The following is a 21,092-nucleotide window of genomic DNA, read 5'->3' on the forward strand; positions in this document are numbered from 1 at the left end:
TGGCTTCCTCGAGAGACCTGCTTGCTATCGATTTGAAAGTCAGTCTAGGGTAGTCACTATCATCATGCAAGTTCGTTTTTCGCTTGTGCTGTATTCGTCGCTGTTGAAGAGGTGTGAGCAATGCCGCAAGACCACCCAACGCGGAGAAGGCCATCGGAATGAAGGTCAGCCCGGCCGCGTACGATTTTACGTCGTTGTTGACCGGCAAAATCCGTAACGTTGCCAAGCACTATGTCGGCGGCTACATGAGCTACGAAGTCACGCCGCTGCTCAAGTGGCAAAGCTAGCGTTCGGCAATCTCGAGAACTAGCCACCGCTCAAACTCCCGGATCGTCAAGGAGGCTTTCGTCCACGGGCAAGCCGTCCGGATTGGTGTGATAGAACGCATCCACGTGCGTCGCGATATGGTCGATCGTAGCGATGAACGTCGTGGCGAACGTCATCTTGTCTTCCGGCACGACCAAGCCAAAGGACTGTGTCTTTTGATGCGTCAGATGCGGCGTGACGATCGGACGCTGGAACAGCTTGTGCGCCGGCATGTTGTCAGACAGCGTCAGGTCAACGATACGTTGTGGCATTTCCCTTCTCCTTTCTTACTCTCAGTGAAAACACGTGAATTCCTCTTACCGACCGGTCGGCCGATACAGCGGTGATTCGACAATCCAATAGGACCAATAGGGCGACAGACTTCAAGCTGCCTTTCCCAGGTATGCCTCCATCACCGCCGGGTTTCCGGCGAGTTGTGCCGACGGACCACTCATGGTGATGCGACCGTTCTCCATCACGTAAGCACGAGTGGTTACGGAAAGTGCCTGCACGGCCAGTTGTTCGACGAGCAGAATTGCCAAGCCCTGCCGGTTCAACTCTTTCAAGACCGGAAATAGAAAATCGAGGACCTTGGGCGCTAGACCGAGAGATACTTCGTCGATCATCAACAACCTGGGCTTGGACAATAGCCCCCGACCAATCGCAAGCATTTGCTGCTCGCCACCCGAGAGGGAACCTGCAGCTTGCAATCGCCGTTCCTTCAAGCGTGAAAAGAGGTCGTAGATCCTGTCGATATCTCCCCGCAGGGACGCGACGCCCTTTCGCTGAGCGTGTATGTAGCCACCGAGGATGAGATTGTCTTCCACGGTCTGATCCGCGAAAACGTAACGCCCCTCTGGTACCATCGCGATTCCGCACGCAACCATTTCGTGCGGACCACGGCCATGCACCTGCTTCCCTGCATAAGTAATGGCGCCGGCAACCGGCTTCACGACCCCCGCGATGGCCTTGAGAGTTGAGCTCTTTCCAGCGCCATTTGATCCGATGATGCTGACGAACTCGCCCTCGTGAACTTCGAGGGAAACCGCACGTGCCGCTTCGATCCGTCCATAGTTCACGGATACGCCATCAAGTTTCAATAAGGGGTTGCTCATGACCGCACCTCCAGCGCAGGCTCAGGATCTTCCTGTGACTTGCTTGAGCCAAAATAGGCTTCAATCACGGCAGGATTGTTTCGGACTTCGGCCACCGGCCCCGACGCGATTACTTTTCCGTAATCCAGGACGGTCACATGGTCCGAAACAGCCATGATCATGTCCACATGGTGCTCGACAAGAATCATCGTCATGTGACGTGCGGCAAGGTCCCGGATCAGTCCACTGAGGCTTTCGATTTCGCCGTGCGTAAGGCCCGCTGCAGGCTCGTATCATGGCCACGCTGACCATTCGAAACATTGACCACGAGCTGAAAGCACGCCTGCGCATCGAAGCCGCGCAGCACGGCCGCTCCATGGAGGAAGAGGTGCGCGAGATTCTGCGGCGCGCGCTCAACAAGCGACCGGGCCCCCGGGCGGCCTGGGAAGCCGGTTGCATCAGCGATTTGTAACACTAGCCGATCCGGGGTTGGATCTTCCCTTGCGCGTGGAGCGACCGCGGTCGGCGGATTTGCCTGAATGATCGTCCTCGACACCAATGTCCTGTCGGAGCTCATGCGGGCCTAGGCGGAGCCAGCCGTCGTCGATTGGCTGGACCGGCAGGAACAAGAATCGCTAGCCATAACCGCCGTGACGGTTGCCGAACTCTTGTATGGAATAGCGCGTTTGCCGGACGGGCGCCGCAAAACCGGACTAGAGGAAGCCGCGCTGCAGATGCTCGATGAGGAATTCGCCGGCCGGGTGCTTCCTTTCGACGAGGACGCCGCCGTTCACTACGCCGCGCTCGTATCCCGGCGAGAGCACGCGGGTCGTCCGATTAGCATGGCGGATGCGCAGATTGCAGCTATTTGCCTGCACCACGCCGCCGCGCTGGCCACGCGTAACAGCAAAGACTTCGAAGGAGTCGGCATCGTTCTGGCCAATCCCTGGGAAACGAGCCAAGGCAAGCTCGCGCCCCCCTGCGTGCGCCAGGCGCTGGCTATCCTTAACGAGTGTTCGCGTGGCTGACCGAAGCCGGCTACCTGGCCGGCAATCCGCTCGCGCTCGCTCGCCGGGGCGCCCCCGACCCGGCCGCGGATCACGCGCTACCTGAGCCACGACCTGTGGAACGCGGTCAGGGCTGAGATCGAAGCGATGCCGGTCGCAGCCGCGCGCGAACGCATCACGGCTTTGTCGCCGTGACGCTTGTCATGTCGTTGCTGCTGGCCTGGTAGGTGAGCGTGCCGGTGATGTTGGTCACGGCGAAGGTCACGCTGTTCTTTCGCTTGGAGATCGTTCCGCTCGTGACCATGCACTGTCCGCCGGCGCCCGTGGTGCAGGCCGAGCTCCCGCTGTAGCCGCCGCTCCAGGTTCCGCTCACGGTTGCGTTCGGCACCGGGTTGTGGCTGGCATCGTGCACCGTGACCGTGACGGTGGTGGTCCATCCCGTCTTGTTTCCGGTGCTGCTGGCGCTCAGGCCGCCCACGTGCACCACGGGCAGACTCGCGATGCCGGCTCGAGGGCCGCTCGACAGGTCCAGGGCGAAGCTGCCGCCCTTGCCCAGGTTCACGCTGTCCTCGGACGGGGACACCTGGATAGTGTACGTCCCGGCCACGGTTGGCAGTGCGTGCAGTGTTTCCTGACGGCCGATGCCACCGCATTCGACGCCGGCCATGCACAGGCTCTCGGACAGCACGACGCCGTTGGGGTCCAGCAGCCGGGCGTCGAGATCGGGATCCCACTGCGCGGCGAAGCAGCCGCCCAATAGCGGCAGGATGCATTTCGCCTGGCCGTTAATGGTGACCGTGGCACCGATGGGAACACCGAGGTCAGCCTGGGCGATGGAGAACGTGTAGCTCCACTGACCATGATTCGCCACGCTGCCGGTGACCCTGCGATACGTCGGAAAGACGGTCGGCTGGTAGCTGGTGCCCCCCTTGGCGCTGGCCACCAGCGCGTAGCCGTCAAGGAGTCCGGCGCCGATATCATTGTCCTTGCCGGCGGGGCCGCGGTCCTGCGCCGTGGCTTCGAGCTTCTGCCGCAGGCCCGCTGGCGACAGGATCGGATTCGCCTGTAGCGCCAGGGCGACGATGCCGGAGACGAACGGCGTGGCCATGGAGGTGCCACTGTAGGTTACATAACCGCTGACCGTGCCGGCCTCTGCAGCCGTGATGGTCAGTCCGGGTGCACAGATGTCCGGCTTGACACGGCTATCCAGCGTCGGTCCCCGGCTCGAAAACGGCGTCACGTAGATGCCGTCCGAATGGTTGGGCGCGCCGGCGGGAGCGGACCACTCCGCGCATGCCGCCACGGTGATGGCTTGCGCTGCGGCCCCGGGCGAGCCGACCGTCCCTGGTTCGTCGCCGGAATTTCCGGCCGCCACCACCACGACAGCACCGCTGCTCACCGCTGCATCGACGGCCTGGCTCAGGGAGTCCTGTCCGTCTGACGGCGCGCTGGAGCCCAGACTCATGGAAATGATCCGCACCCCCTGGGACACGCACCAGTCGATGCCGGCGATGACCTGGCTCTCGAGTCCGGAGCCGGACTGGTCGAGCACCTTGGCCGCGTAGATCACTGCGCCGGGCGCCACGCCCTTGTAGGTGGCGGCGCCCGAGCCGCCCGTGCCGTCGCCGAAGGCGATCGACGCGACGTGGGTGCCGTGGCCGTGGTCGTCATATGCACTGGTCCGTCCATTGATGACATCAAAGAACGGGATCGGTCGCGCGTCAAGCTGCTCGTGGTTCGGATCGACGCCCGTGTCGACGATGCAACCCTTGATGCCGGCGCCGTCAACCCCGAAGCTGGCGCGTGCCGCTTCCGTGCCGAAGTCGGCGCGGGCGGCGTTGAGCTTGGTCGAAACGGTGAAGTCCTCCTCGATCCGCCGCACGCCAGGCTGCTGCGCCAGCGCCCTTATCTGGGCGGTCGTCATGGTGGCGGAGAATCCGCGGATGATCCTGAATTCGCGGTCCAGCGTGAAAGCACCGACCGCCTGCCGCGCCGTGGCCGCAGTGCCCGGGCCGCTGAACGTGACGACGACACGGACGAGGTCACCTGGCCGTGCCGCCGCGATCCGCGCCTGCAGATCATCGGAAACCCGGTCGCCGTCACGGTCGACTAGGCGGGCCGAACGCGCTGCCTCCGTGCCGGGTGCCGGCCGGTTCGAGTCGGGCAGCGGCGCGGCCTGAATGGACAAAACGACAGCCGCCAGACAACCCAGTGCAGCGAAATGGCGCATTTTAGGTTCCCCTTTTTGTTTGAGGCAATTTCGGGAGCGCGCAGCTTCCCGACCCGTCAATCGTCGTCCCAGCCTCGGGAAAGGCTTCCAATGGGTGTGCGCCAGACGGTCAAGCAAGCGCGACCGGTTCCCGTGAAATGCGGAAAATTTTCCATCAGATCAAGAACGAACGGACAGCTCTCAGCTCTCAGCTCTCAGCTCTCAGCTCTCAGCTCTCAGCTCTCAGCTCTCGAAGTCTAGGATGCGAAGTGGCAAACTTCATGCGGACTGCGTGCGAAATGACACTTTTACCTTCGATCCAAGTGAAAGCAAAAGTGCCACTGCAATCGGGGAGCGTTAAAAACCTTGGGGTTCAAACTCCGAGAGCCCGAGTTGCTCCAGGAACTCAACTACTTCCCTTGACCTGGGTTCCGTTGGTGGCTCATACCTAGCGAGTCTCTCGACGAGGTCACCGTTGATCACGCGTAGAACAAAGGGAAGTTGGGTTTTCCGCAATTTGTATGAAGACGGCGAACTCGCGTGGAGGACCTTGCCGTCGTCGTAGAAGAAAGGATTGCATTGTTCTACGCCTGGTGCCGGCCACCGACGAGCTGATCGCCGAACTGGCGCGCTACCGCCGCGCCCACGGCCTGCCGCCTACTCCGCAGCCTGGGGAGACGCGCCCGCTGGTGCTGCCCGTCATCGGCCGTCGGAACGACAACCAGGCCCTGTCACGCGGGGCGGCCGCACCTGGTGCTGAAGGAAGTGTTCGCCATGGCAGCCGCTCGCCTGCGCGCGCGGGCCCGAGTGGGAGGGTCAGGCTGCGGGGCTGGCCAGCGCCTCGGCGCACTGGCTGCGCCACACCGCCGGCTCGCACATGGCCGACCAGCAGGTTGACCTGCGCTTTGCGCGCGACAAACTTCGGGCTTACAGCTCGCTGTCGACACGAGCGGCTATCTGCATAGCGAAGAGGATGCGCGGCATAATGCCACGCAGGAGCGACACCGGATCGGCTTGGGAACGGAGCGCTAGGTCAGGCTACCGCCTTCGATCGGAACCTGTTCCATCCCAGAAACCCGCCTGATTTCCTCGGTCACGATGGCGATCAACGCCTCAGTTGCCGTGCTTAACGGCCGTTGCGGATGGCTCACGCAGACCAGATGCCGAACGATACGCGGCGCGACAATGGTATGCATGCGCAGCCTGCCATCTTCCACTGCGCGCTGCACCACGATGCGCGGCAGCACCGTGACAAAGCGCGTGGCTTGCACGAACCGCACGATGGTGCCGAGGATGTCGATCTCGAACTTCGGTGCAAGCGTGACGTCCTGCGCCTGCGTGGCCGTGTCCAGCACGACGCGCAGGCCATGGCGCTTGGTCGGCAGCACCAACTCCAGTGCCGGTAGCTTTGCCATCTCCACGGATTCCGGAAGGTCCGGGCCGTGCTCTGCGCTGGTCACCAGCACCATCTCCTCGTCGTGCATCGGCTGCACCTGCAGCGCCAGCCGGCCGCGCTGGCGATGAACCACCGCCGCGTCAAGCTGGCCGGCGGAAACCAGATCGATCAGAGCCGTACTGAAGCCGTCCGCGACCGATACCTCTACGTTCGGATAGCGCGCGTTGAAACGCGCCAGCGAATCCACCAGCACGCTCTCCGTCTCGGACGCCACCACGCCAAGCGTGATGCGGCCGGCCATCTGCTCTTCTCGCTGCATCATCTGCTGCCGAGCGCCGGCGATGTCACGCACGATGGGCAGGAACAGACGGTACATCATGCGACCTGCAGCAGTCGGCACCATGCCGTGCGGGATGCGCTCGAACAGCTTCTGACCGAATTCCTCTTCCAGCCGTGCGATCTGCATGCTGAGCGCCGGCTGCACGATGTTCAGCCGCTTGGCCGCTCGCGTGACGGAGCCGTCCTCGAACAGCGCGATGAAGTATTGGATTTGCTTGAGGTCCATGTGCAGGCAGATATCAATATAAGTGCGGCAACTATATCAATTTCCTTGATGGCGACCGCAAACGCTGGCGTCGCAATAAAACAGGTTTTTTCTCGCCATCCGGTGTCATCAAGGAGCGTAAGTCTAGCTATCGCCACATCATAATATTTGATTGCATAGATCAAAAAACAATATTAGTCGTTATATCTAAATCTCCCTAATCTCTGTTTGACGTTGAACGGTTCCGCTGGCCTCCCGGCCCGAAACCGTCTCGCAACACGGAGTCGCAAATGAAAAGATTCGATGCTGGCGAAACGACCAGCACGGTGGAGACACAGCAGACCCGGCCGGCGCCACATGTCGGCCGCCCGATGCCGCGCGTCGAGGACGCCGCCATCCTGACCGGCCGCGGCCGCTACGCCGACGACCTCGGCGTCAGGCCCGGCACCCTGCACGCCGCCATCCTGCGCTCGCCGCACGCGCATGCCGAACTCGGCGCCATCGACTGCGCCGCCGCGTTGCAGGCGCCGGGCGTGCGTGCCGTGCTGACGGGGGCCGACCTGCCTTCCTGGTCGAAGCCCTTCGTGGTGGGCGTGAAGGCGCCGATGGAACAGTGGGCACTGGCCATGGAGCGCGTGCGCTACGTGGGCGAGCCGGTGGCCGTGGTGGTGGCCGAGAGCCGCGCACTGGCGGAGGATGCGCTCGATCTCATGCGGGTGGAGTACCGCGTGTTGCCGCCGGTGGTGTCGATCGAGGCCGCCATCGCCGACGACGCGAGCGTGCTGCATCCCGGTCTCGGCAGCAACGTGGCCAGCGACCGCCATTTCCGCTACGGCGACCCCGAGGCCGCCTTTGCCGCCGCGCCGCACCGCGTGGCGCTGACCGCCCATTACCCGCGCAACACATGCACGCCGATCGAGTGTGGCGTGGTGGTTGCCGAGCACTTGCCGGGCAACGAGGGCTACCAGGTCACTTCCAACTTCATGGGGCCGTTCTCGCTGCATGCCGTGATGGCGATGGCGCTGCAGGTCCCGGCCAACCGCCTGCGCCATGTCGCGCCGCGCGACTCGGGCGGCAGCTTCGGCGTCAAGCAGGCGGTGTTCCCCTACGTGGTGCTGATGTGCCTTGCCTCGCGCAAGGCGGGCGCGCCGGTGAAGTGGGTGGAAGACCGGCTCGAGCACCTGAGCGCCGCCACGTCTGCCACCGCGCGGCTTTCCACCCTGGAAGCCGCGGTCGAGGCGGACGGCCGCATCGTCGCGCTCTCGTACGACCAGCTCGAGGATTGCGGCGGCTACCTGCGTGCGCCGGAGCCCGCCACCTTCTACCGCATGCATGGCCTGCTGACCGGTGCCTACTCGATCCCGAACCTGTTGGTGCGCAACCGCGTGGTGCTGACCAACAAGACACCGACCGGCCTCGTGCGCGGTTTCGGCGGGCCGCAGGTGTACTTCGCGCTGGAGCGGCTGGTGCAGCGGATCGCGGTGGAGCTGGGCCTGGATCCGCTCGACGTCTACCGCCGCAACTTCGTGCCCGCCGATGCCTTTCCCTATCGCGCGGCGGCGGGCGCGCTGCTCGACTCCGGCAACTACCAGCTGGCGCTGTCGCGCGCGCTGGAAGCGGGCGACTACGGTGAACTCACTCGCCGCCGCGACGCCGCGCGCGCCGAGGGCAGGCTGTACGGCATCGGCTTCGCGGCCATCGTCGAGCCCTCGGTGTCGAACATGGGCTATATCACCACCGCGACGCCGGCCGAGGCACGCCGCAAGGCGGGCCCGAAGAACGGCGCCATCGCCAGCGCCACGGTCAGCGTGGACCTGCTCGGCGGCGTGGTGGTGACCATCGCGTCCACGCCGGCGGGACAGGGCCACATGACCGTGTCGGCGCAGGTCGTGGCCGACGTGCTCGGCATCGATCCGGGCGACGTCGTGGTCAACGTCGAGTTCGACACGCACAAGGATGCGTGGTCCGTGGCCGCCGGCAACTATTCCAGCCGCTTCGCCGGCGCCGTGGCCGGCACCGTGCACCTGGCCGCCACGCGCGTGCGCGACAAGCTGGCGCGCATCGTGGCCTCGCACCTGGGCTGCGACCCGGCCGAACTGGTCTTCGCGGATGGCCGCATCGTGCGCCGGGGCGCGCCCGATACCGCCCTGCCCTTTGCGCGCGCGGCCAGTAACGCGCCGCATTGGTCGCCGCAGCTGCTGCCGGCCGGTGAGGAGCCCGGCCTGCGCGAAACCGTGTTCTGGTCGCCCCCCAACCTCGACGCTCCGGACGAGCAGGACCGCGTCAACACCTCCGCCTGCTACGGCTTTGCCTTCGACCTGTGCGGCGTCGAGATCGACCGTGCCACCGGACGCGTGCGCATCGACCGGTACGTAACCGCGCACGACGCCGGCAAGCTGCTCAACCCGGCGTTGGCCGACGGCCAGATCCGCGGCGCCTTCGCGCAGGGGCTGGGCGCGGCGCTGATGGAGGAGTTCCGCTACGGCCCGGACGGCAGCTTCCAGTCCGGCACGCTGGCGGACTACCTGATGCCGACCACGTGCGAGGTGCCCGACCCGCTCATCGTCCACCTGGAGACGCCGAGCCCGTTCACGCCGCTCGGTGCCAAGGGCCTCGGCGAGGGCAACAACATGAGCACGCCGCCATGCGTCGCCAACGCGGTGGCCGATGCGCTCGGCGTGCGCGACATCCGCCTGCCGCTCACGCCCGCCAGGGTGATGGCGATGATCGGCTTCGACGACCCGCCGCCATCGCGTCCGGAACTGGCCGAGGCAGCAAGAGAGGCCTCGGCAAACAACAAGAGCGGCGGCAAGGGCGGCAAGGCCCTGAGCGCGCGCGGCACCGTCGACCTGGACGCCACGCCCGAGGCCGTCTTCGCCGTCCTGCTCGACCCGCAGGCGCTGGCCAAGGTCGTGCCGGGCTGCCACGCGCTCGTGCCCATCGGCGACAACCGCTATCGCGCCGACGTGACCGTGGGCGTGGGCATGATCAAGGCCCGCTACGAAGCCGAGATCGCGCTGTCCGACCTGGAGCCGCCGCATCGGTTGCGGCTCGCGGGCGCGGGCCTGTCGTCGCTCGGCAGCGCGCGCGGCGCGGGCCTGGTCGAACTGGCCCCGCACGGTGCCGGCACCCGTCTCACCTATGACTACGAGGCCGAGGTGTCCGGCAAGGTCGCCGCGGTCGGCGGCCGCATGCTCGAAGGCGCGGCCAAGGTGGTGCTGCGCCAGCTGTTCGAATCGCTCGGCCGCCAGGCCGGGGGCAAGCCCGCGCGCAAGCCGGGCTGGATCGCGCGCCTGCTGGCGCTCCTGGGAGTCCGTCGATGAAACCCGCCGCATTCGACTACCTGCGCGCCGAATCCGCGCAGCATGCGCTGGAAGCGCTGGCCCATGCCGGCGAGGGTGCCCGCGTGCTGGCCGGCGGCCAGTCGCTGATGGCCGTGCTGAACATGCGCCTCGCGCAGCCGCAACTGCTGGTCGACATCTCGCGCACCCCTGACCTGGATACCGTGCGCGTGGAAGACGGCCATCTGGTGGTGGGCGCTGCCGCCACGCAAGGCAGCGTGGAATGGCGCCCGTCATTGGCCAGCGAGGTGCCGCTGCTCGCGCTCGCCTTCCCTCATATCTCGCATTTCCAGATCCGCAACCGCGGCACCGTGTGCGGCTCCATCGCCCACGCCGATCCGAGCGCCGAGCTGCCGCTGGTGCTCACCGCGCTCGGCGGCGAGGTGGTGCTGCGCTCGCTGCGCCGGCGCCGCGTGCTGCCGGCCGCCGAGTTCTTCCGCGGCATGCTGATGACGGCGCGCGAGCCCGACGAGCTGGTGGAAGCGGTGCGCTTCCCGCTTCGGCGCCCCGGCGCGCGCTACGGCTTTGCGGAGTTCTCGGCCCGGCATGGCGACTTCGCGCTGGCGGCGTGCGCCGCCATCGTCACGGACGACGCCATTGCGCTGGCCGTGGGCGGCTTGGCTGACCGGCCGGTGCTCGAGACCTGGCCACGCCTGCAGGGCAAGGCGCTGGCCGAGGCAATCAACGATTTCAGCTGGAAGCTGGGCGCGCAGGACGACGCCCATGTCAGCGCGCAGTACCGCCGCCACCTGGTGCGGCAACTGGGCATGCGCGTAATCGAGGAGGCAAGATGAGCAAGACCCCCCACGGCGCACCTTTGGGTGCGCCCCCGGTGATGCGGCGCGATGAGCGCCAGCGCATCACCCTGACCCTGAACGGCACCGAACGCAGCGGCCTATGCGCGCCGCGCGAGCTGCTGTCCGACTTCCTGCGCCATGAGCTCGGCGCCACCGGCACCCACGTCGGCTGCGAGCACGGTGTCTGCGGCGCATGCACGGTGCGGGTGGACGGAGTCGCCGCGCGTTCCTGCCTGATGCTGGCGGTGCAGGCCGATGGCCGCGCCATCGATACCGTCGAAGGACTGGCCCCGCGCGAAGGCCTGGGCGACCTGCAGGAAGCCTTCCGCCGCCACCATGCGCTGCAGTGCGGCTTCTGCACGGCCGGCATCCTGATGTCGTGCGCGGACTACCTGGAGCGGGTGCCCGAGCCGACCGAGGCGCAGGTGCGCGACATGCTGTCCGGCCACCTGTGCCGCTGCACGGGCTACACGCCGATCGTCGCCGCCGTCCTCGACGTGGCCGCCAGCCGCGCGCGCTTGCGCCGGATTGCGGCACCCCTTGCCGAGGAGCACTGCGATGCTTGATCTCGGCCGCACCTTCCTACAAAGCGTGGAGCGCAGCCCCCACGCCCCCGCCATCGTCGACGGCGACCTGCTGCTGACCTACGAGCAATGGCTTGCGCGCATTCGCGGCGTGGCCGCCGGCTTGCTCGACCTGGGCCTGCAGCCGGGCGACCGCGTGCTCGCCATCCTGCAGAACCGCTGGGAGATGGCGACCCTGCACTGGGCCTGCCAGTTCGCCGGCCTGGTCATCGTCCCGCTGAACTGGCGCGCCAAGCCGGACGAACTGGACTACTGCGTGCGCGACGCCGGCGTGAAGGCGCTGGTGTTCGAGCCGGTCAGCGCCGACGCGGTGCTGGACAGCCCCGCCGCGCAGGAAATCCCCTGCATCGCGCTGGACGGCGCGCCGGGCGGCTCGCTGTCGTTCGACACCCTGCTCCGTGCCACGCCCCGCCGGGACAGCACGCAGGCTGATGCCGGCGACATCTCGCTCATGCTGTACACCTCCGGCACCACCGGCAAGCCAAAAGGTGTTCCACGCCGCCACCGGCAGGAACGCGCAGCCGCGCTGGCGCATGTTGCGCAGAACCTGTACCGGCGCGGCGAACGGACGCTGGGCGTAATGCCGCTGTACCACACCATGGGCGTGCGGTCCCTGCTGGCCATGGCGCTGGTGGACGGCCTATTCGTCTGCGTGCGGCGCTGGAGCGCGTCGCAGGCGCTGCAGGCCATCGCCGGCCATCGTGTCAGCTGCCTCTATCTCGTGCCCACGCTCTACCATGACCTGCTGGCCGAGCCCGGTTTCGACAGCAACGATGTGCGCACCGTCACCAAGCTCGGCTTCGCCGGCGCCGCCATGAACGATGGCCTGCTGACCCGGCTCGAGCACGCGTTCCGACCGGAGTTGTTCGTCAACCACTACGGCTCGTCCGAGGTCTACACCTTCAGCGTCGACCAGCACGCGGCACGCAAACCCGGCAGTGCGGGCCGCGCCGGCCTCAACACGCGGCTGCGCGTGGCGCGGCTTGACGCGGCCTCGCCCGACGAGCTGGCCGCGCCCGGCGAGGAAGGCCAGATCATCGCCGACCTGCGCGGCGACGAGGCCTTCGAGGGCTACTGGAACCGCGACGACGCCAATGCCAAGTCCCTGCGCGACGGCTGGTACTTCACCGGCGACATCGGCTACCTCGACGCTGACGGCGACCTGTTCGTCACCGGGCGGGTCGACGACATGATCATCAGCGGCGGCGAAAACATCTCGCCCGCCGATATCGAATCGGTGCTGTCCCTGCACCCCGCCGTGGACGAGGTCGCGGTGGCCGGCGTGCCCGACGCCCGCTGGGGCCAAAAGGTGGTGGCCTTCGTCAAGCCGCGCGGCTGTGTCGACGCGGGCGCGCTCGACGACTACTGCCGCGGCTCCGACCTCGTCAACTTCAAACGCCCGCGCGACTACGTGTTTGTCGCCGACATCCCGAAATCGCCGGTCGGCAAGATCCTGCGCCGCAAGCTGTCGGCGGGCGAATACAGCGCACTTTCCTCTCTTCCCCACAGCGACCCCATCAAGGAGTAACGACATGACCCAGGCCTTCGCACTGACCCATCCCGACCAGCAGCGCCTGCAGGACCTCGACGGTTTTTCCGTGGAGATCGACCCGGCCCGCGAGCGCGCGGACATCATCCTGCACCGCCCGCCTTACAACGTGATCTCGATGGCGGCCCGCGACCAGTTGCGTGCCGTGTTCGAGGCGCTGGACGCCGATGACCGCGTGCGCGTCATCGTGCTGCGCGCGCAGGGCAAGCATTTCTCCAGCGGCGGCGACATCCGCGGCTTCCTGGAAGCGTCGCCGGAGCATGTGTCGAAGCTCGCGTGGAACGTGGCGGCGCCGGCGCGCTGCAGCAAGCCGGTGATCGCGGCCAACCAGGGCTACTGCTTCGGCGTGGGCTTCGAACTGTCGCTGGCATGCGACTTCCGCATCGCCACCGCCACCACGGAATACGCGCTGCCCGAGCAGAAGCTCGGCCAGATTCCGGGATCCGGCGGCTCGGCGCGCTTGCAGAGGATGGTGGGCGTGGGCCGCACCAAGGACATCGTCATGCGCTCGCGCCGCATCCCGGGGCGCCAGGCGTACGAGTGGGGCATCGCCGTGGATTGCGTCGCTGACGCCGAGCTGGAAGCCGCCACCGATGCGCTGGTCGACGAACTGCGTGCCTTCTCCCCGCTGGCCCAGCGCACCGCCAAGAAGCTGCTCAACGACACCGAGGACGCACCGCTGTCGACCGCCATCGAACTCGAAGGGCACTGCTACAGCCGCCTGCGCAGCTCGGACGACTTCCGCGAAGGCGTGGAAGCGTTCCACGCGAAGCGCAATCCCGATTTCCGCGGCAGCTGAGCGCGGGCGGGGCTGACCCGCCTGCCGCGCCGGAGATACGGACGCATACGGACCTATCGACGATGCCCCTGGCGGGCATCGCGGGGAGCCGTTCATTCAAAAATATATGGAGACAACGATGGAAGTGCTGGCAAATGACAAGGTGCCGACCAGCGGCGCGCAGAGCGCGGCGCCCGTGGCCGCGAACAACCGGCAGGTGCTGGGCGCGGTGACGGCTTCGTGCATGGGATGGGCGCTCGACCTGTTCGACCTGTTTATCCTGCTGTTCGTGGCGCCGGTGATCGGCAAGCTGTTCTTTCCGTCCGAGCACGCGATGCTGTCGCTGGCGGCCGTGTACGCGTCATTCGCGGTGACGCTGCTGATGCGCCCGCTCGGCTCGGCCATCTTCGGCGCGTACGCGGACCGGCACGGGCGCAAGGGTGCCATGGTGGTGGCCGTCACCGGCGTCGGCCTGTCGACTGCGGCGTTCGGGCTGCTGCCGACGGTCGCCCAGGTCGGCCTCTTCGCGCCGGCGCTGTTCATCCTGCTGCGGCTGGTGCAGGGCGTGTTCGTCGGCGGCGTGGTCGCTTCGACGCATACCATAGGCACGGAATCGGTGCCGCCGTCGTGGCGCGGCGCGGTTTCCGGCCTGGTGGGCGGCGGCGGCGCGGGCATCGGCGCGCTGCTGGCGTCGATCACTTACATGGCAATGACGGCGCTGTTTCCCGGCGACGCCTTCGAGGTCTGGGGATGGCGCTGCATGTTCTTTGCCGGCATCGTCAGCTCGGTGCTGGGGCTGGTCATCTTCAACTCGCTGGAGGAGTCGCCGCTGTGGAAGCAGCTGCAGGCGGCAAAGGCCGCCAGCGGCCACGCCAAGCCGCAAGCGCATCCGCTGCGCACGCTGTTCTCGCGCGAGTATCGTGGCATCCTGCTGGTCAACATCCTGCTGACCGTGGGCGCGGGCAGCGCCTACTACCTGACTTCCGGCTACCTTCCCACTTTTCTGAAGGTCGTGGTCAAGGCATCCCCCGGCGAGTCCTCGGCCATCCTGATGCTGAGCAGCCTCGGTGTGATCGTCGCATCGGTGGCAGCGGGGCATTTCAGCACGCTGGTCGGGCGCAAGCGCGCCTTCCTGCTGATCGGCGCCCTCAGCCTGGTGCTGATGCCCCTGCTCTACCAGTGGATGCCGGCCGCGCCAACCGCCACCTTGCGCGGCGTCTACGCGGTGGCGCTCAGCATGCTCGGGTGCGCCGGCTTCGCGCCGATCCTCATCTTCCTGAACGAGCGGTTCCCCACCAGCATCCGCGCCTCCGGCACGGGCTTGTCGTGGAACATCGGCTTCGCCATCGGCGGGATGATGCCGACGCTGGCCTCGCTCGCCGCCGGCACGCCCGCCGACCTTCCGGTGATCCTTGGTGTTTTCCTCGCGGCCGTCACGCTGGTCTATCTGGTGGGCGCTACGATCGTGCCGGAGACGCTGGGCCGTCTTGTAGAAAAGTAGGGGGCACTGCTGAGCTGCGGGGTGGCGGCCCGGACTTCGCTGAGGCGCCGGCCCTCCCCCCGGCCCCTCTCCCGCGAGCGGGAGAGGGGAGCACCCGCAAGACCTGGAAGGTCTTAAGTTCGACGCATTCCGTCTTGGACAGACATACCGCTCCTACCTAGACTCCAGTCACCCCCGGGCAATGCCGGGATTCTTAACAGTGAAACCCGGCAGTCTTTTTTTTGATCCGCCGATCTATCTACCAGTAGATAGCATCACTTAAAGGCTGCCATCTCGATGACAGACTGGCCCTGCGACCAAACCCAAAGGTTGCCCCGGCCGATCGGACTAAACAGGAGAGCATCATGCAAGCAAAGACCATCCTCACGGCTATCACATTGGCCGCCGCCCTGACCGCCGGCGTGGCCCACGCAGCCGCTCAGCCGGAAACCGCCGGCAGCGCATTCCGCGTGAGCACGCCTCGTGACGCCTACACCGACGGCGCCCGCATCAGCAACCGGGATGGCTACACCGATGGTGCCAGGATCACCAATCGGGATGGCTACATTGCCACCCGCAAGGTCGACCCCTACCTGGACGGTGCGCGCGGCAATGACCGTCGCAACCCGTTCTACGACGGCGCCAACGCAGCCGATTCGCATCCCGACCTGCAAGTGGTTGCCGGACTCGACCGCACCGGTGTCTCGGCCAGTCCTGCGCGCCAGGCAGACCCGTACCTGGATGGCGCACGCGGCAACAGCCCGCGCGATCCCTATTCAGAAGGCGCTCGCGGCGCCAATGGGTCCGGTGAGCACTTTTCGGCATAAGCGCCGGGTCATCGCGGTCACCCGTGCCTGGTCTGCGCGGCGGCCTCCGCTGCTGCCCTGCCCTCCCAGCACGACGGGTCCTGACATTTGATATGAAATCAAAAGTATTTGACCCATACACGGCTTAATCAACAAATATAAACCGCGCAAACTGCGGTCCATCGACGAACTTCCCGAGCCCGCGGCCACGTACCCCCGGTGGCCGCACCCTCCCTGATCAAGGTCCCAAAATGAGTCTACTGTTCAAGCCCTTTACCATGGGCGAGCGCCAGCTCGCTAACCGGATCGCCATGGCGCCGCTGACCCGTTCCCGCAATCCGGACGGGGTTCCCAACGACCTCAACGCGCTCTACTACAGCCAACGCGCTGACGCCGGCCTGATCGTGACCGAGGGCACGGTGATATCGCCCAGCGCCCAGGGCTTCCTGTTCAACCCTGGCCTGTACACACCACAACAGGTCGATGGCTGGCGCAAGGTCACTGACGCCGTCCACGCCAAGGGCGGCACGATCTTCACCCAGCTCTGGCATGTCGGCCGTGTGAGCCATGTTTCGATCCAGCCCGGTGGCATACAGCCGGTCAGTGCCACCGGCCAGACCGCGAAGAACACCAAGGCCTGGGGTTACACCGCCGATGGCACGCCGGGTGCGGTCGATGTGTCCGCGCCCCGCGTACTGACGACCGGCGAGGTCTATGGCGTGATCGCCGATTTTGCCGAGGCCGCCGCCAATGCGATGGAGGCCGGCTTTGACGGCGTCGAGCTGCACGGCGCCAATGGTTACCTGATCGAGCAGTTCCTGAACCCGGCGGTAAACGATCGCACCGATGAATTCCGCGGCGACATCCTGGAAAGCCGCACCCGTTTCGCCCTGGCAGCCATCGATGCGGTCGCGGCGCGGATCGGTGCGCAACGCACGGCCATCCGTTTGTCGCCTTATGGCGGCCTCGGCGACATGGCCGCCTACGCGGAGCTCGAGGAAACGTATCTCCATCTCGCCGATGAACTCTCCAGGCGCAATATCGCTTACGTCCACCTGATGGATCAGAGCACGCGCGGCAGTTCGGCCACGCCAGGTGACTTCCTTGCAAAGTTCCGCAGCCGATTCACGGGCGTGCTGATCCTTGCCGGAGGCATGACGCGCGCACGCGCCGAGGACCTCATCGCCGATGGCCTGATCGACATTGCCGCATTCGGCGAGCCGTTCATTGCCAACCCCGACCTGGTCGCGCGCCTCGCGAACGACTGGCCCCTGGCCATGTCCGATCGCGCGCTCCACTATGGCGGCGGCGCCGAAGGCTACACCGACTATCCCGCCTACGACGGCAAGGCCGCGGCGTAAGGCACCTGCCAGGATCTGCCACGATGAAATCCAATACCGCACTGCTAGCGCTCGCCATCGGCGCCTTCGGCATCGGCACCACCGAATTTGCCCCGATGGGGTTGCTCCCCGTGATCGCCGAAGGCGTCGACGTCAGCATCCCCACCGCGGGGATGCTGATTACCGCGTACGCGGTTGGGGTGATGGTCGGCGCGCCGGTGATGACCCTGCTGTTCAGCCGCTTCGGCAAGCGCGCCGCACTGATGGCGCTGATGGCCATCTTCACCGTTGGCAACCTGCTGTCGGCGCTGGCGCCGGGATACGCCACGCTGCTGGCGTCGCGCCTGGTCACCAGCCTCAACCATGGCGCCTTCTTCGGCCTTGGCGCCGTGGTGGCCGCGAGCGTGGTGCCGAAGGAGAAGCAGGCCAGCGCCGTGGCAACGATGTTCATGGGACTGACCATCGCCAACATCGGCGGCGTGCCGGCGGCAACCTGGATCGGGCAGCAGGTCGGCTGGCGCCTGGCGTTCGCCGGCACCGCGGTGCTGGGGCTGGTCGCCATTGCCGCGCTTTGGCTGGCGTTGCCGCAGGGCGAGCGCGGCACCCCGCCCAATGTGCGCCGGGAACTGGCCGTGCTCACCCGCCCGCCGGTGTTGCTGGCGATGGCGACAACGGTGCTGGGCGCGGGCGCCATGTTCACGCTCTACACCTATATCGCGCCGGTGCTTGCCGATCTCACCGGCGCATCCGACACCTTCGTCACCGTCTCGCTCGTGCTGATCGGCATTGGTTTCACGGTCGGCAATCACGTGGGGGGACGGCTCGCGGACTGGTCGCTCGATGGCGCGACGAAGATCGTCCTTTCGGCGCTCGCCATCATCATGCTGGTGCTCCCCTTCGCCCTCTCCCACCACGTCACCGCGGCCCTTGGACTACTGGCCTGGGGAGCCGCGACCTTCGCGGTCGTCCCGCCGGTGCAGATGCGGGTGATGGAAGCCGCGGCGGAAGCACCGGGACTCGCCTCGTCGATCAACGTCGGCGCGTTCAATCTCGGCAATGCCCTGGGCGCAGCGCTCGGTGGCGGTGTCATCAGCCTGGACCTCGGCTACAGTGCGGTGCCAGTCGCTGGCGGCCTGCTGGCTGCGGCGGGATTCCTGGTGGTGTGGCTCAGCCGGGCAGACAGGCGCGCCCTGGTCGCTTCGTGAGCGCTGTGTCGGCGCCCACGCGTCTCGCACCAATCCAGTGAGAGAGCAGGCGTCCCGCGCCGGTGACGAGTGCCCGCTTGCCTCTCACTGAGAAGCCTGACTCAGGCGGGAACCGCCGATCCGTACGGAACGTCCTTGTGCCCATAGCGCCGTACGCGGATGTTGGCCTGCTCGCCGTGCGCGGTCATGCCCTCGATGGCGCACAGCCGCGAGCAATACGACCCGATCATGGCGCTGGCTTCATCGGTCAGCACCTTCTGGTAGGTGCAGGTCTTGATGAATTTGCCGACCCACAAGCCGCCCGTGTAGCGGGCCGCCTTTCCGGTGGGGAGCGTGTGGTTCGTGCCGATGACCTTGTCTCCGTAAGCGACGTTCGTGCGCGGACCGAGGAACAGCGCGCCGTAGTGCTTCATGTGCTTCAGGAAGTAGTCCGGGTCGCGCGTCATCACCTGCACGTGCTCGGATGCAATGCGGTCCGCCTCGCTGACCATCTCTTCCAGCGTATCGACGACGATGACCTCGCCATAGTCGCGCCAGGACACGCCGGCGGTGTTGGCCGTCGGCAGAATGTTCAGGATTCTCTCGACCTCGGCCATGGTCTCTTGCGCCAGCTTGAGCGAGTTCGTCAGCAGCACGGCCGGCGTATTGAAGCCATGCTCGGCCTGGCCCAACAGGTCCGTCGCGCACAGTTCGGCATCCACGCTGTCGTCGGCAATGACGAGCGTTTCGGAGGGCCCGGCAATCAGATCGATGCCGATCCGCCCGAAGAGCTGGCGCTTCGCTTCCGCGACAAACGCGTTGCCGGGGCCTACCACCATCGATACCGGATCGATGGTTTGCGTGCCCAATGCCATGGCAGCGATGGCCTGCACCCCGCCGAAGGTGTAGATCTCGTCCGCACCGCCGAGATGCATGGCCGCGACGACTGCGGGATTCGGCCTGCCTTGAACCGGCGGAGAAGCGGTGATGATGCGGGACACGCCTGCCACCTTGGCCGTCACGACACCCATATGGGCAGAAGCCACCAGGGGAAACTTGCCGCCCGGCACATAGCAGGCCACGCTGTCGACCGGCATGTTCTTGTGGCCGAGGACTACACCGGGGAGCGTTTCCACTTCGATATCGCGCAGCGATTCGCGCTGCGCCTGGGCAAAGTTGCGCACCTGTGCCTGGGCGAACCTGATGTCATCGAGCTGCCCCGGCGACAGGGAACGCACGCAGGCTGCGATCTCGTCTTCGGACAGACGGAAGCTTGCCGGCTGCCAGTCATCGAACTTCGCGGACAGTTCCGCGACCGCTGCGTCGCCACGTTCGGCGACATCCGCGAGAATCGCGGTCACGGTGTCGCGTACTTTCGCTGCGTCCTGCGACGACGCGTTGGCGCTGCGGCCATGCTTGAGGTGCTGGATTGCCATTTGCTGTTCCTGAGGTGGGAAAGGAAACTTGCCCTGTGATGCGGCAAGCGCAGTGAAATGCAATGTACGCGCAGATTTGCATGCAAGGCTGGTGCAAAACCTCAAGAATTTCCCTATCTGGCACCAGCATCCGGCCCAACAGGCATTAGCATTCACGCAAACGAATGCAAATCATGCAGCCAGAAAACATCAAGCGAGGCGACAAGCCGACGAACAAGGTCACGCTGGACGCGGTCGCGCAACGGCTTGGCGTATCCGTTTCGACAGTGTCCCGGGCATTGGCCGGGCACCCTGCCATCAGCATGCAAACGCGTGACGCGGTGATGGCGGTGGCAGCAGACATGGGCTACCGCGTGCCAACGGAGGGGCGGCGCGCCAAGAAGACATCGACGAAGCTGATTGGCGTCGTCGTCGGGGCGCTGCATAACCGCTTCATGACGCTGTTCCTGACGCATCTGCACGATGCCTTGCAGGAGTACGGCTATCAGATCACGTTGATGATCGATTCGATGAACGATGCCCGCAATCTCCTGGCGTTCCGGCCCTTGATCGACGGATACCTGGATGGGCTGATCTTCGCCACCGCGACGCTGGATTCGCCCGTCGTTGCGGAAATGCAGGCCCGAGGCGTGCCGCTGGTTCTCGTCGTGCGGTCCGTGGACAGGGTCAGGACCGACATTGTCGAGATCGACAACATCCACGCCGGCGCGGTCGCCGTCGAGCATCTGTTCCAGCTTGGCCATCGGCGCATCGGCCTGCTCATGGGGCCGCAGAACACCTCGACCAGCCGCGATCGGGCACAAGGCGCACTCAGGTGGCTGGCGGATGCGGGCGTGGATGCGAACCGTATCGCGCTCGTGTGGGGGGATTACACCAGCGAGTCGGGCTACTCCAGCGCGATGGGAATACTCGATGGGCCGGACCGGGTCACGGCCATTGTTGCCGGCAATGACACGATTGCCCTGGGTGTGCTGGAGGCCGCAAAGCGGCAAGGCATCGAAGTCCCGGGGCAGTTGTCCATCATTGGCTTCGACGACATGCCGCTCGCCGGATCGCCATTGGTGGGGCTGACGTCGATCCAGCAACCCGTCGAGGCCATGGCCCGGACGGCGGCGCGCCGCATGATAGAGCGCATTGGGGCGGGAGCACTGACGCCGCCTGTCCACGATATCCTGCCCATCAAGCTTGTGCGCCGGGAATCCACGGGGCCTGCTGCATAGGGAATCTGCGGGATTGGGGTG

General features: G+C 66.1%; 18 protein-coding genes and 2 pseudogenes. 14 read left to right on the top strand and 6 right to left on the bottom strand.

Going from position 1 to position 21,092, the window contains the following annotated elements:
* The first annotated feature begins 113 nt into the window (after positions 1–113).
* Positions 114–287: a hypothetical protein gene (locus tag AC3WRI_RS30625; protein ID WP_155737094.1), complete on the top strand. Its 174-nt coding sequence runs from the start codon at positions 114–116 to the stop codon at positions 285–287.
* A gap of 30 nt (positions 288–317) precedes the next feature.
* On the opposite strand, the gene AC3WRI_RS30630 is transcribed toward AC3WRI_RS30625, so the two are convergent.
* The 3 genes from AC3WRI_RS30630 to AC3WRI_RS30640 all read right to left on the bottom strand — a co-directional run bounded on the left by AC3WRI_RS30630 (position 318) and on the right by AC3WRI_RS30640 (position 1,615).
* The gene (locus tag AC3WRI_RS30630; protein ID WP_011615247.1) at positions 318–578 is read right to left on the bottom strand and encodes a cyclase family protein; all 261 of its coding nucleotides are present in this window, start codon (positions 576–578) and stop codon (positions 318–320) included.
* A gap of 111 nt (positions 579–689) precedes the next feature.
* The gene (locus AC3WRI_RS30635; RefSeq protein ID WP_011615246.1) at positions 690–1,421 is read right to left on the bottom strand and encodes an ABC transporter ATP-binding protein; all 732 of its coding nucleotides are present in this window, start codon (positions 1,419–1,421) and stop codon (positions 690–692) included.
* The gene (locus AC3WRI_RS30640) at positions 1,418–1,615 is read right to left on the bottom strand and encodes an ABC transporter ATP-binding protein C-terminal domain-containing protein (protein WP_041687326.1); all 198 of its coding nucleotides are present in this window, start codon (positions 1,613–1,615) and stop codon (positions 1,418–1,420) included. The genes AC3WRI_RS30635 and AC3WRI_RS30640 overlap by 4 nt, the downstream gene beginning before the upstream one ends.
* Positions 1,616–1,695: 80 nt before the next feature.
* On the opposite strand from AC3WRI_RS30640, the pseudogene AC3WRI_RS30645 reads away from it, so the two are divergent.
* Positions 1,696–1,943 (top strand): annotated as a pseudogene (locus tag AC3WRI_RS30645) (FitA-like ribbon-helix-helix domain-containing protein).
* Between the two features lie 68 nt (positions 1,944–2,011).
* Entirely contained in the window at positions 2,012–2,428 is a 417-nt protein-coding gene (locus tag AC3WRI_RS30650; protein WP_371852266.1) for a type II toxin-antitoxin system VapC family toxin, read from the top strand.
* A gap of 154 nt (positions 2,429–2,582) precedes the next feature.
* Here the strand turns inward: AC3WRI_RS30650 and AC3WRI_RS30655 are convergent, their stop codons facing one another.
* Complete coding sequence (locus tag AC3WRI_RS30655; RefSeq protein ID WP_492294745.1) at positions 2,583–4,637, bottom strand: S8 family serine peptidase; 2,055 nt, start codon at positions 4,635–4,637, stop codon at positions 2,583–2,585.
* A gap of 566 nt (positions 4,638–5,203) precedes the next feature.
* Between AC3WRI_RS30655 and AC3WRI_RS30660 the strand changes: the two are divergent.
* A pseudogene (locus AC3WRI_RS30660) lies at positions 5,204–5,648 on the top strand (tyrosine-type recombinase/integrase); the annotation flags it as partial.
* On the opposite strand, the gene AC3WRI_RS30665 reads toward AC3WRI_RS30660, so the two are convergent.
* Positions 5,645–6,577, bottom strand: a complete 933-nt coding sequence (locus tag AC3WRI_RS30665; RefSeq protein WP_492294747.1) for a LysR family transcriptional regulator — start codon at positions 6,575–6,577, stop codon at positions 5,645–5,647. The pseudogene AC3WRI_RS30660 and the gene AC3WRI_RS30665 overlap by 4 nt on opposite strands.
* Positions 6,578–6,846: 269 nt before the next feature.
* Between AC3WRI_RS30665 and AC3WRI_RS30670 the strand changes: the two genes are divergently transcribed.
* From AC3WRI_RS30670 to AC3WRI_RS30710, 9 genes are all read left to right on the top strand, one after another.
* Entirely contained in the window at positions 6,847–9,879 is a 3,033-nt protein-coding gene (locus AC3WRI_RS30670) for a xanthine dehydrogenase family protein molybdopterin-binding subunit (protein ID WP_010811799.1), read from the top strand.
* Complete coding sequence (locus AC3WRI_RS30675) at positions 9,876–10,691, top strand: FAD binding domain-containing protein (RefSeq protein WP_492294749.1); 816 nt, start codon at positions 9,876–9,878, stop codon at positions 10,689–10,691. Before AC3WRI_RS30670 ends, AC3WRI_RS30675 begins: the two co-directional genes overlap by 4 nt.
* Positions 10,688–11,260, top strand: coding sequence for a (2Fe-2S)-binding protein (locus AC3WRI_RS30680; protein ID WP_010811797.1), 573 nt, complete (start codon positions 10,688–10,690; stop codon positions 11,258–11,260). Before AC3WRI_RS30675 ends, AC3WRI_RS30680 begins: the two co-directional genes overlap by 4 nt.
* The gene (locus AC3WRI_RS30685; protein WP_492294751.1) at positions 11,253–12,806 is read left to right on the top strand and encodes an AMP-binding protein; all 1,554 of its coding nucleotides are present in this window, start codon (positions 11,253–11,255) and stop codon (positions 12,804–12,806) included. Before AC3WRI_RS30680 ends, AC3WRI_RS30685 begins: the two co-directional genes overlap by 8 nt.
* Positions 12,807–12,810: 4 nt before the next feature.
* Entirely contained in the window at positions 12,811–13,626 is an 816-nt protein-coding gene (locus tag AC3WRI_RS30690) for an enoyl-CoA hydratase/isomerase family protein (protein ID WP_492294753.1), read from the top strand.
* A 118-nt stretch (positions 13,627–13,744) separates the two neighbouring features.
* A complete protein-coding gene (locus tag AC3WRI_RS30695; protein ID WP_010811794.1) occupies positions 13,745–15,106 on the top strand; it encodes an MFS transporter in 1,362 nt (453 codons plus the stop codon).
* 344 nt (positions 15,107–15,450) lie between these two features.
* Positions 15,451–15,912, top strand: a complete 462-nt coding sequence (locus tag AC3WRI_RS30700) for a hypothetical protein (RefSeq protein WP_011615238.1) — start codon at positions 15,451–15,453, stop codon at positions 15,910–15,912.
* Positions 15,913–16,142: 230 nt separating this feature from the next.
* Complete coding sequence (locus AC3WRI_RS30705; RefSeq protein ID WP_011615237.1) at positions 16,143–17,252, top strand: alkene reductase; 1,110 nt, start codon at positions 16,143–16,145, stop codon at positions 17,250–17,252.
* 23 nt (positions 17,253–17,275) lie between these two features.
* A complete protein-coding gene (locus AC3WRI_RS30710; protein WP_011615236.1) occupies positions 17,276–18,436 on the top strand; it encodes an MFS transporter in 1,161 nt (386 codons plus the stop codon).
* A 101-nt stretch (positions 18,437–18,537) separates the two neighbouring features.
* On the opposite strand, the gene hisD is transcribed toward AC3WRI_RS30710, so the two are convergent.
* Positions 18,538–19,851 carry a histidinol dehydrogenase gene (gene hisD, locus AC3WRI_RS30715; protein ID WP_058698390.1) on the bottom strand — a complete coding sequence of 438 codons (1,314 nt, stop codon included), beginning with the start codon at positions 19,849–19,851 and terminating at the stop codon, positions 18,538–18,540.
* A 164-nt stretch (positions 19,852–20,015) separates the two neighbouring features.
* Between hisD and AC3WRI_RS30720 the strand changes: the two genes are divergently transcribed.
* A complete protein-coding gene (locus AC3WRI_RS30720; RefSeq protein WP_231881403.1) occupies positions 20,016–21,071 on the top strand; it encodes a LacI family DNA-binding transcriptional regulator in 1,056 nt (351 codons plus the stop codon).
* Positions 21,072–21,092: the final 21 nt, after the last annotated feature.

The sequence above is a fragment of the Cupriavidus sp. FW305-27 genome, assembly GCF_058787995.1.

Excerpts from the sequence above, each read along its gene's own strand:
- AC3WRI_RS30630 (WP_011615247.1), bottom strand. The coding sequence starts at position 578 with ATGCCACAACGTATCGTTGACCTGACGCTGTCTGACAACATGCCGGCG.
- AC3WRI_RS30635 (WP_011615246.1), bottom strand. The coding sequence starts at position 1,421 with ATGAGCAACCCCTTATTGAAACTTGATGGCGTATCCGTGAACTATGGA.
- AC3WRI_RS30640 (WP_041687326.1), bottom strand. The coding sequence starts at position 1,615 with ATGACGATGATTCTTGTCGAGCACCATGTGGACATGATCATGGCTGTT.
- AC3WRI_RS30655 (WP_492294745.1), bottom strand. The coding sequence starts at position 4,637 with ATGCGCCATTTCGCTGCACTGGGTTGTCTGGCGGCTGTCGTTTTGTCC.
- AC3WRI_RS30665 (WP_492294747.1), bottom strand. The coding sequence starts at position 6,577 with ATGGACCTCAAGCAAATCCAATACTTCATCGCGCTGTTCGAGGACGGC.
- AC3WRI_RS30670 (WP_010811799.1), top strand. The coding sequence starts at position 6,847 with ATGAAAAGATTCGATGCTGGCGAAACGACCAGCACGGTGGAGACACAG.
- AC3WRI_RS30675 (WP_492294749.1), top strand. The coding sequence starts at position 9,876 with ATGAAACCCGCCGCATTCGACTACCTGCGCGCCGAATCCGCGCAGCAT.
- AC3WRI_RS30680 (WP_010811797.1), top strand. The coding sequence starts at position 10,688 with ATGAGCAAGACCCCCCACGGCGCACCTTTGGGTGCGCCCCCGGTGATG.
- AC3WRI_RS30685 (WP_492294751.1), top strand. The coding sequence starts at position 11,253 with ATGCTTGATCTCGGCCGCACCTTCCTACAAAGCGTGGAGCGCAGCCCC.
- AC3WRI_RS30690 (WP_492294753.1), top strand. The coding sequence starts at position 12,811 with ATGACCCAGGCCTTCGCACTGACCCATCCCGACCAGCAGCGCCTGCAG.
- AC3WRI_RS30695 (WP_010811794.1), top strand. The coding sequence starts at position 13,745 with ATGGAAGTGCTGGCAAATGACAAGGTGCCGACCAGCGGCGCGCAGAGC.
- AC3WRI_RS30700 (WP_011615238.1), top strand. The coding sequence starts at position 15,451 with ATGCAAGCAAAGACCATCCTCACGGCTATCACATTGGCCGCCGCCCTG.
- AC3WRI_RS30705 (WP_011615237.1), top strand. The coding sequence starts at position 16,143 with ATGAGTCTACTGTTCAAGCCCTTTACCATGGGCGAGCGCCAGCTCGCT.
- AC3WRI_RS30710 (WP_011615236.1), top strand. The coding sequence starts at position 17,276 with ATGAAATCCAATACCGCACTGCTAGCGCTCGCCATCGGCGCCTTCGGC.
- hisD (WP_058698390.1), bottom strand. The coding sequence starts at position 19,851 with ATGGCAATCCAGCACCTCAAGCATGGCCGCAGCGCCAACGCGTCGTCG.
- AC3WRI_RS30720 (WP_231881403.1), top strand. The coding sequence starts at position 20,016 with ATGCAAATCATGCAGCCAGAAAACATCAAGCGAGGCGACAAGCCGACG.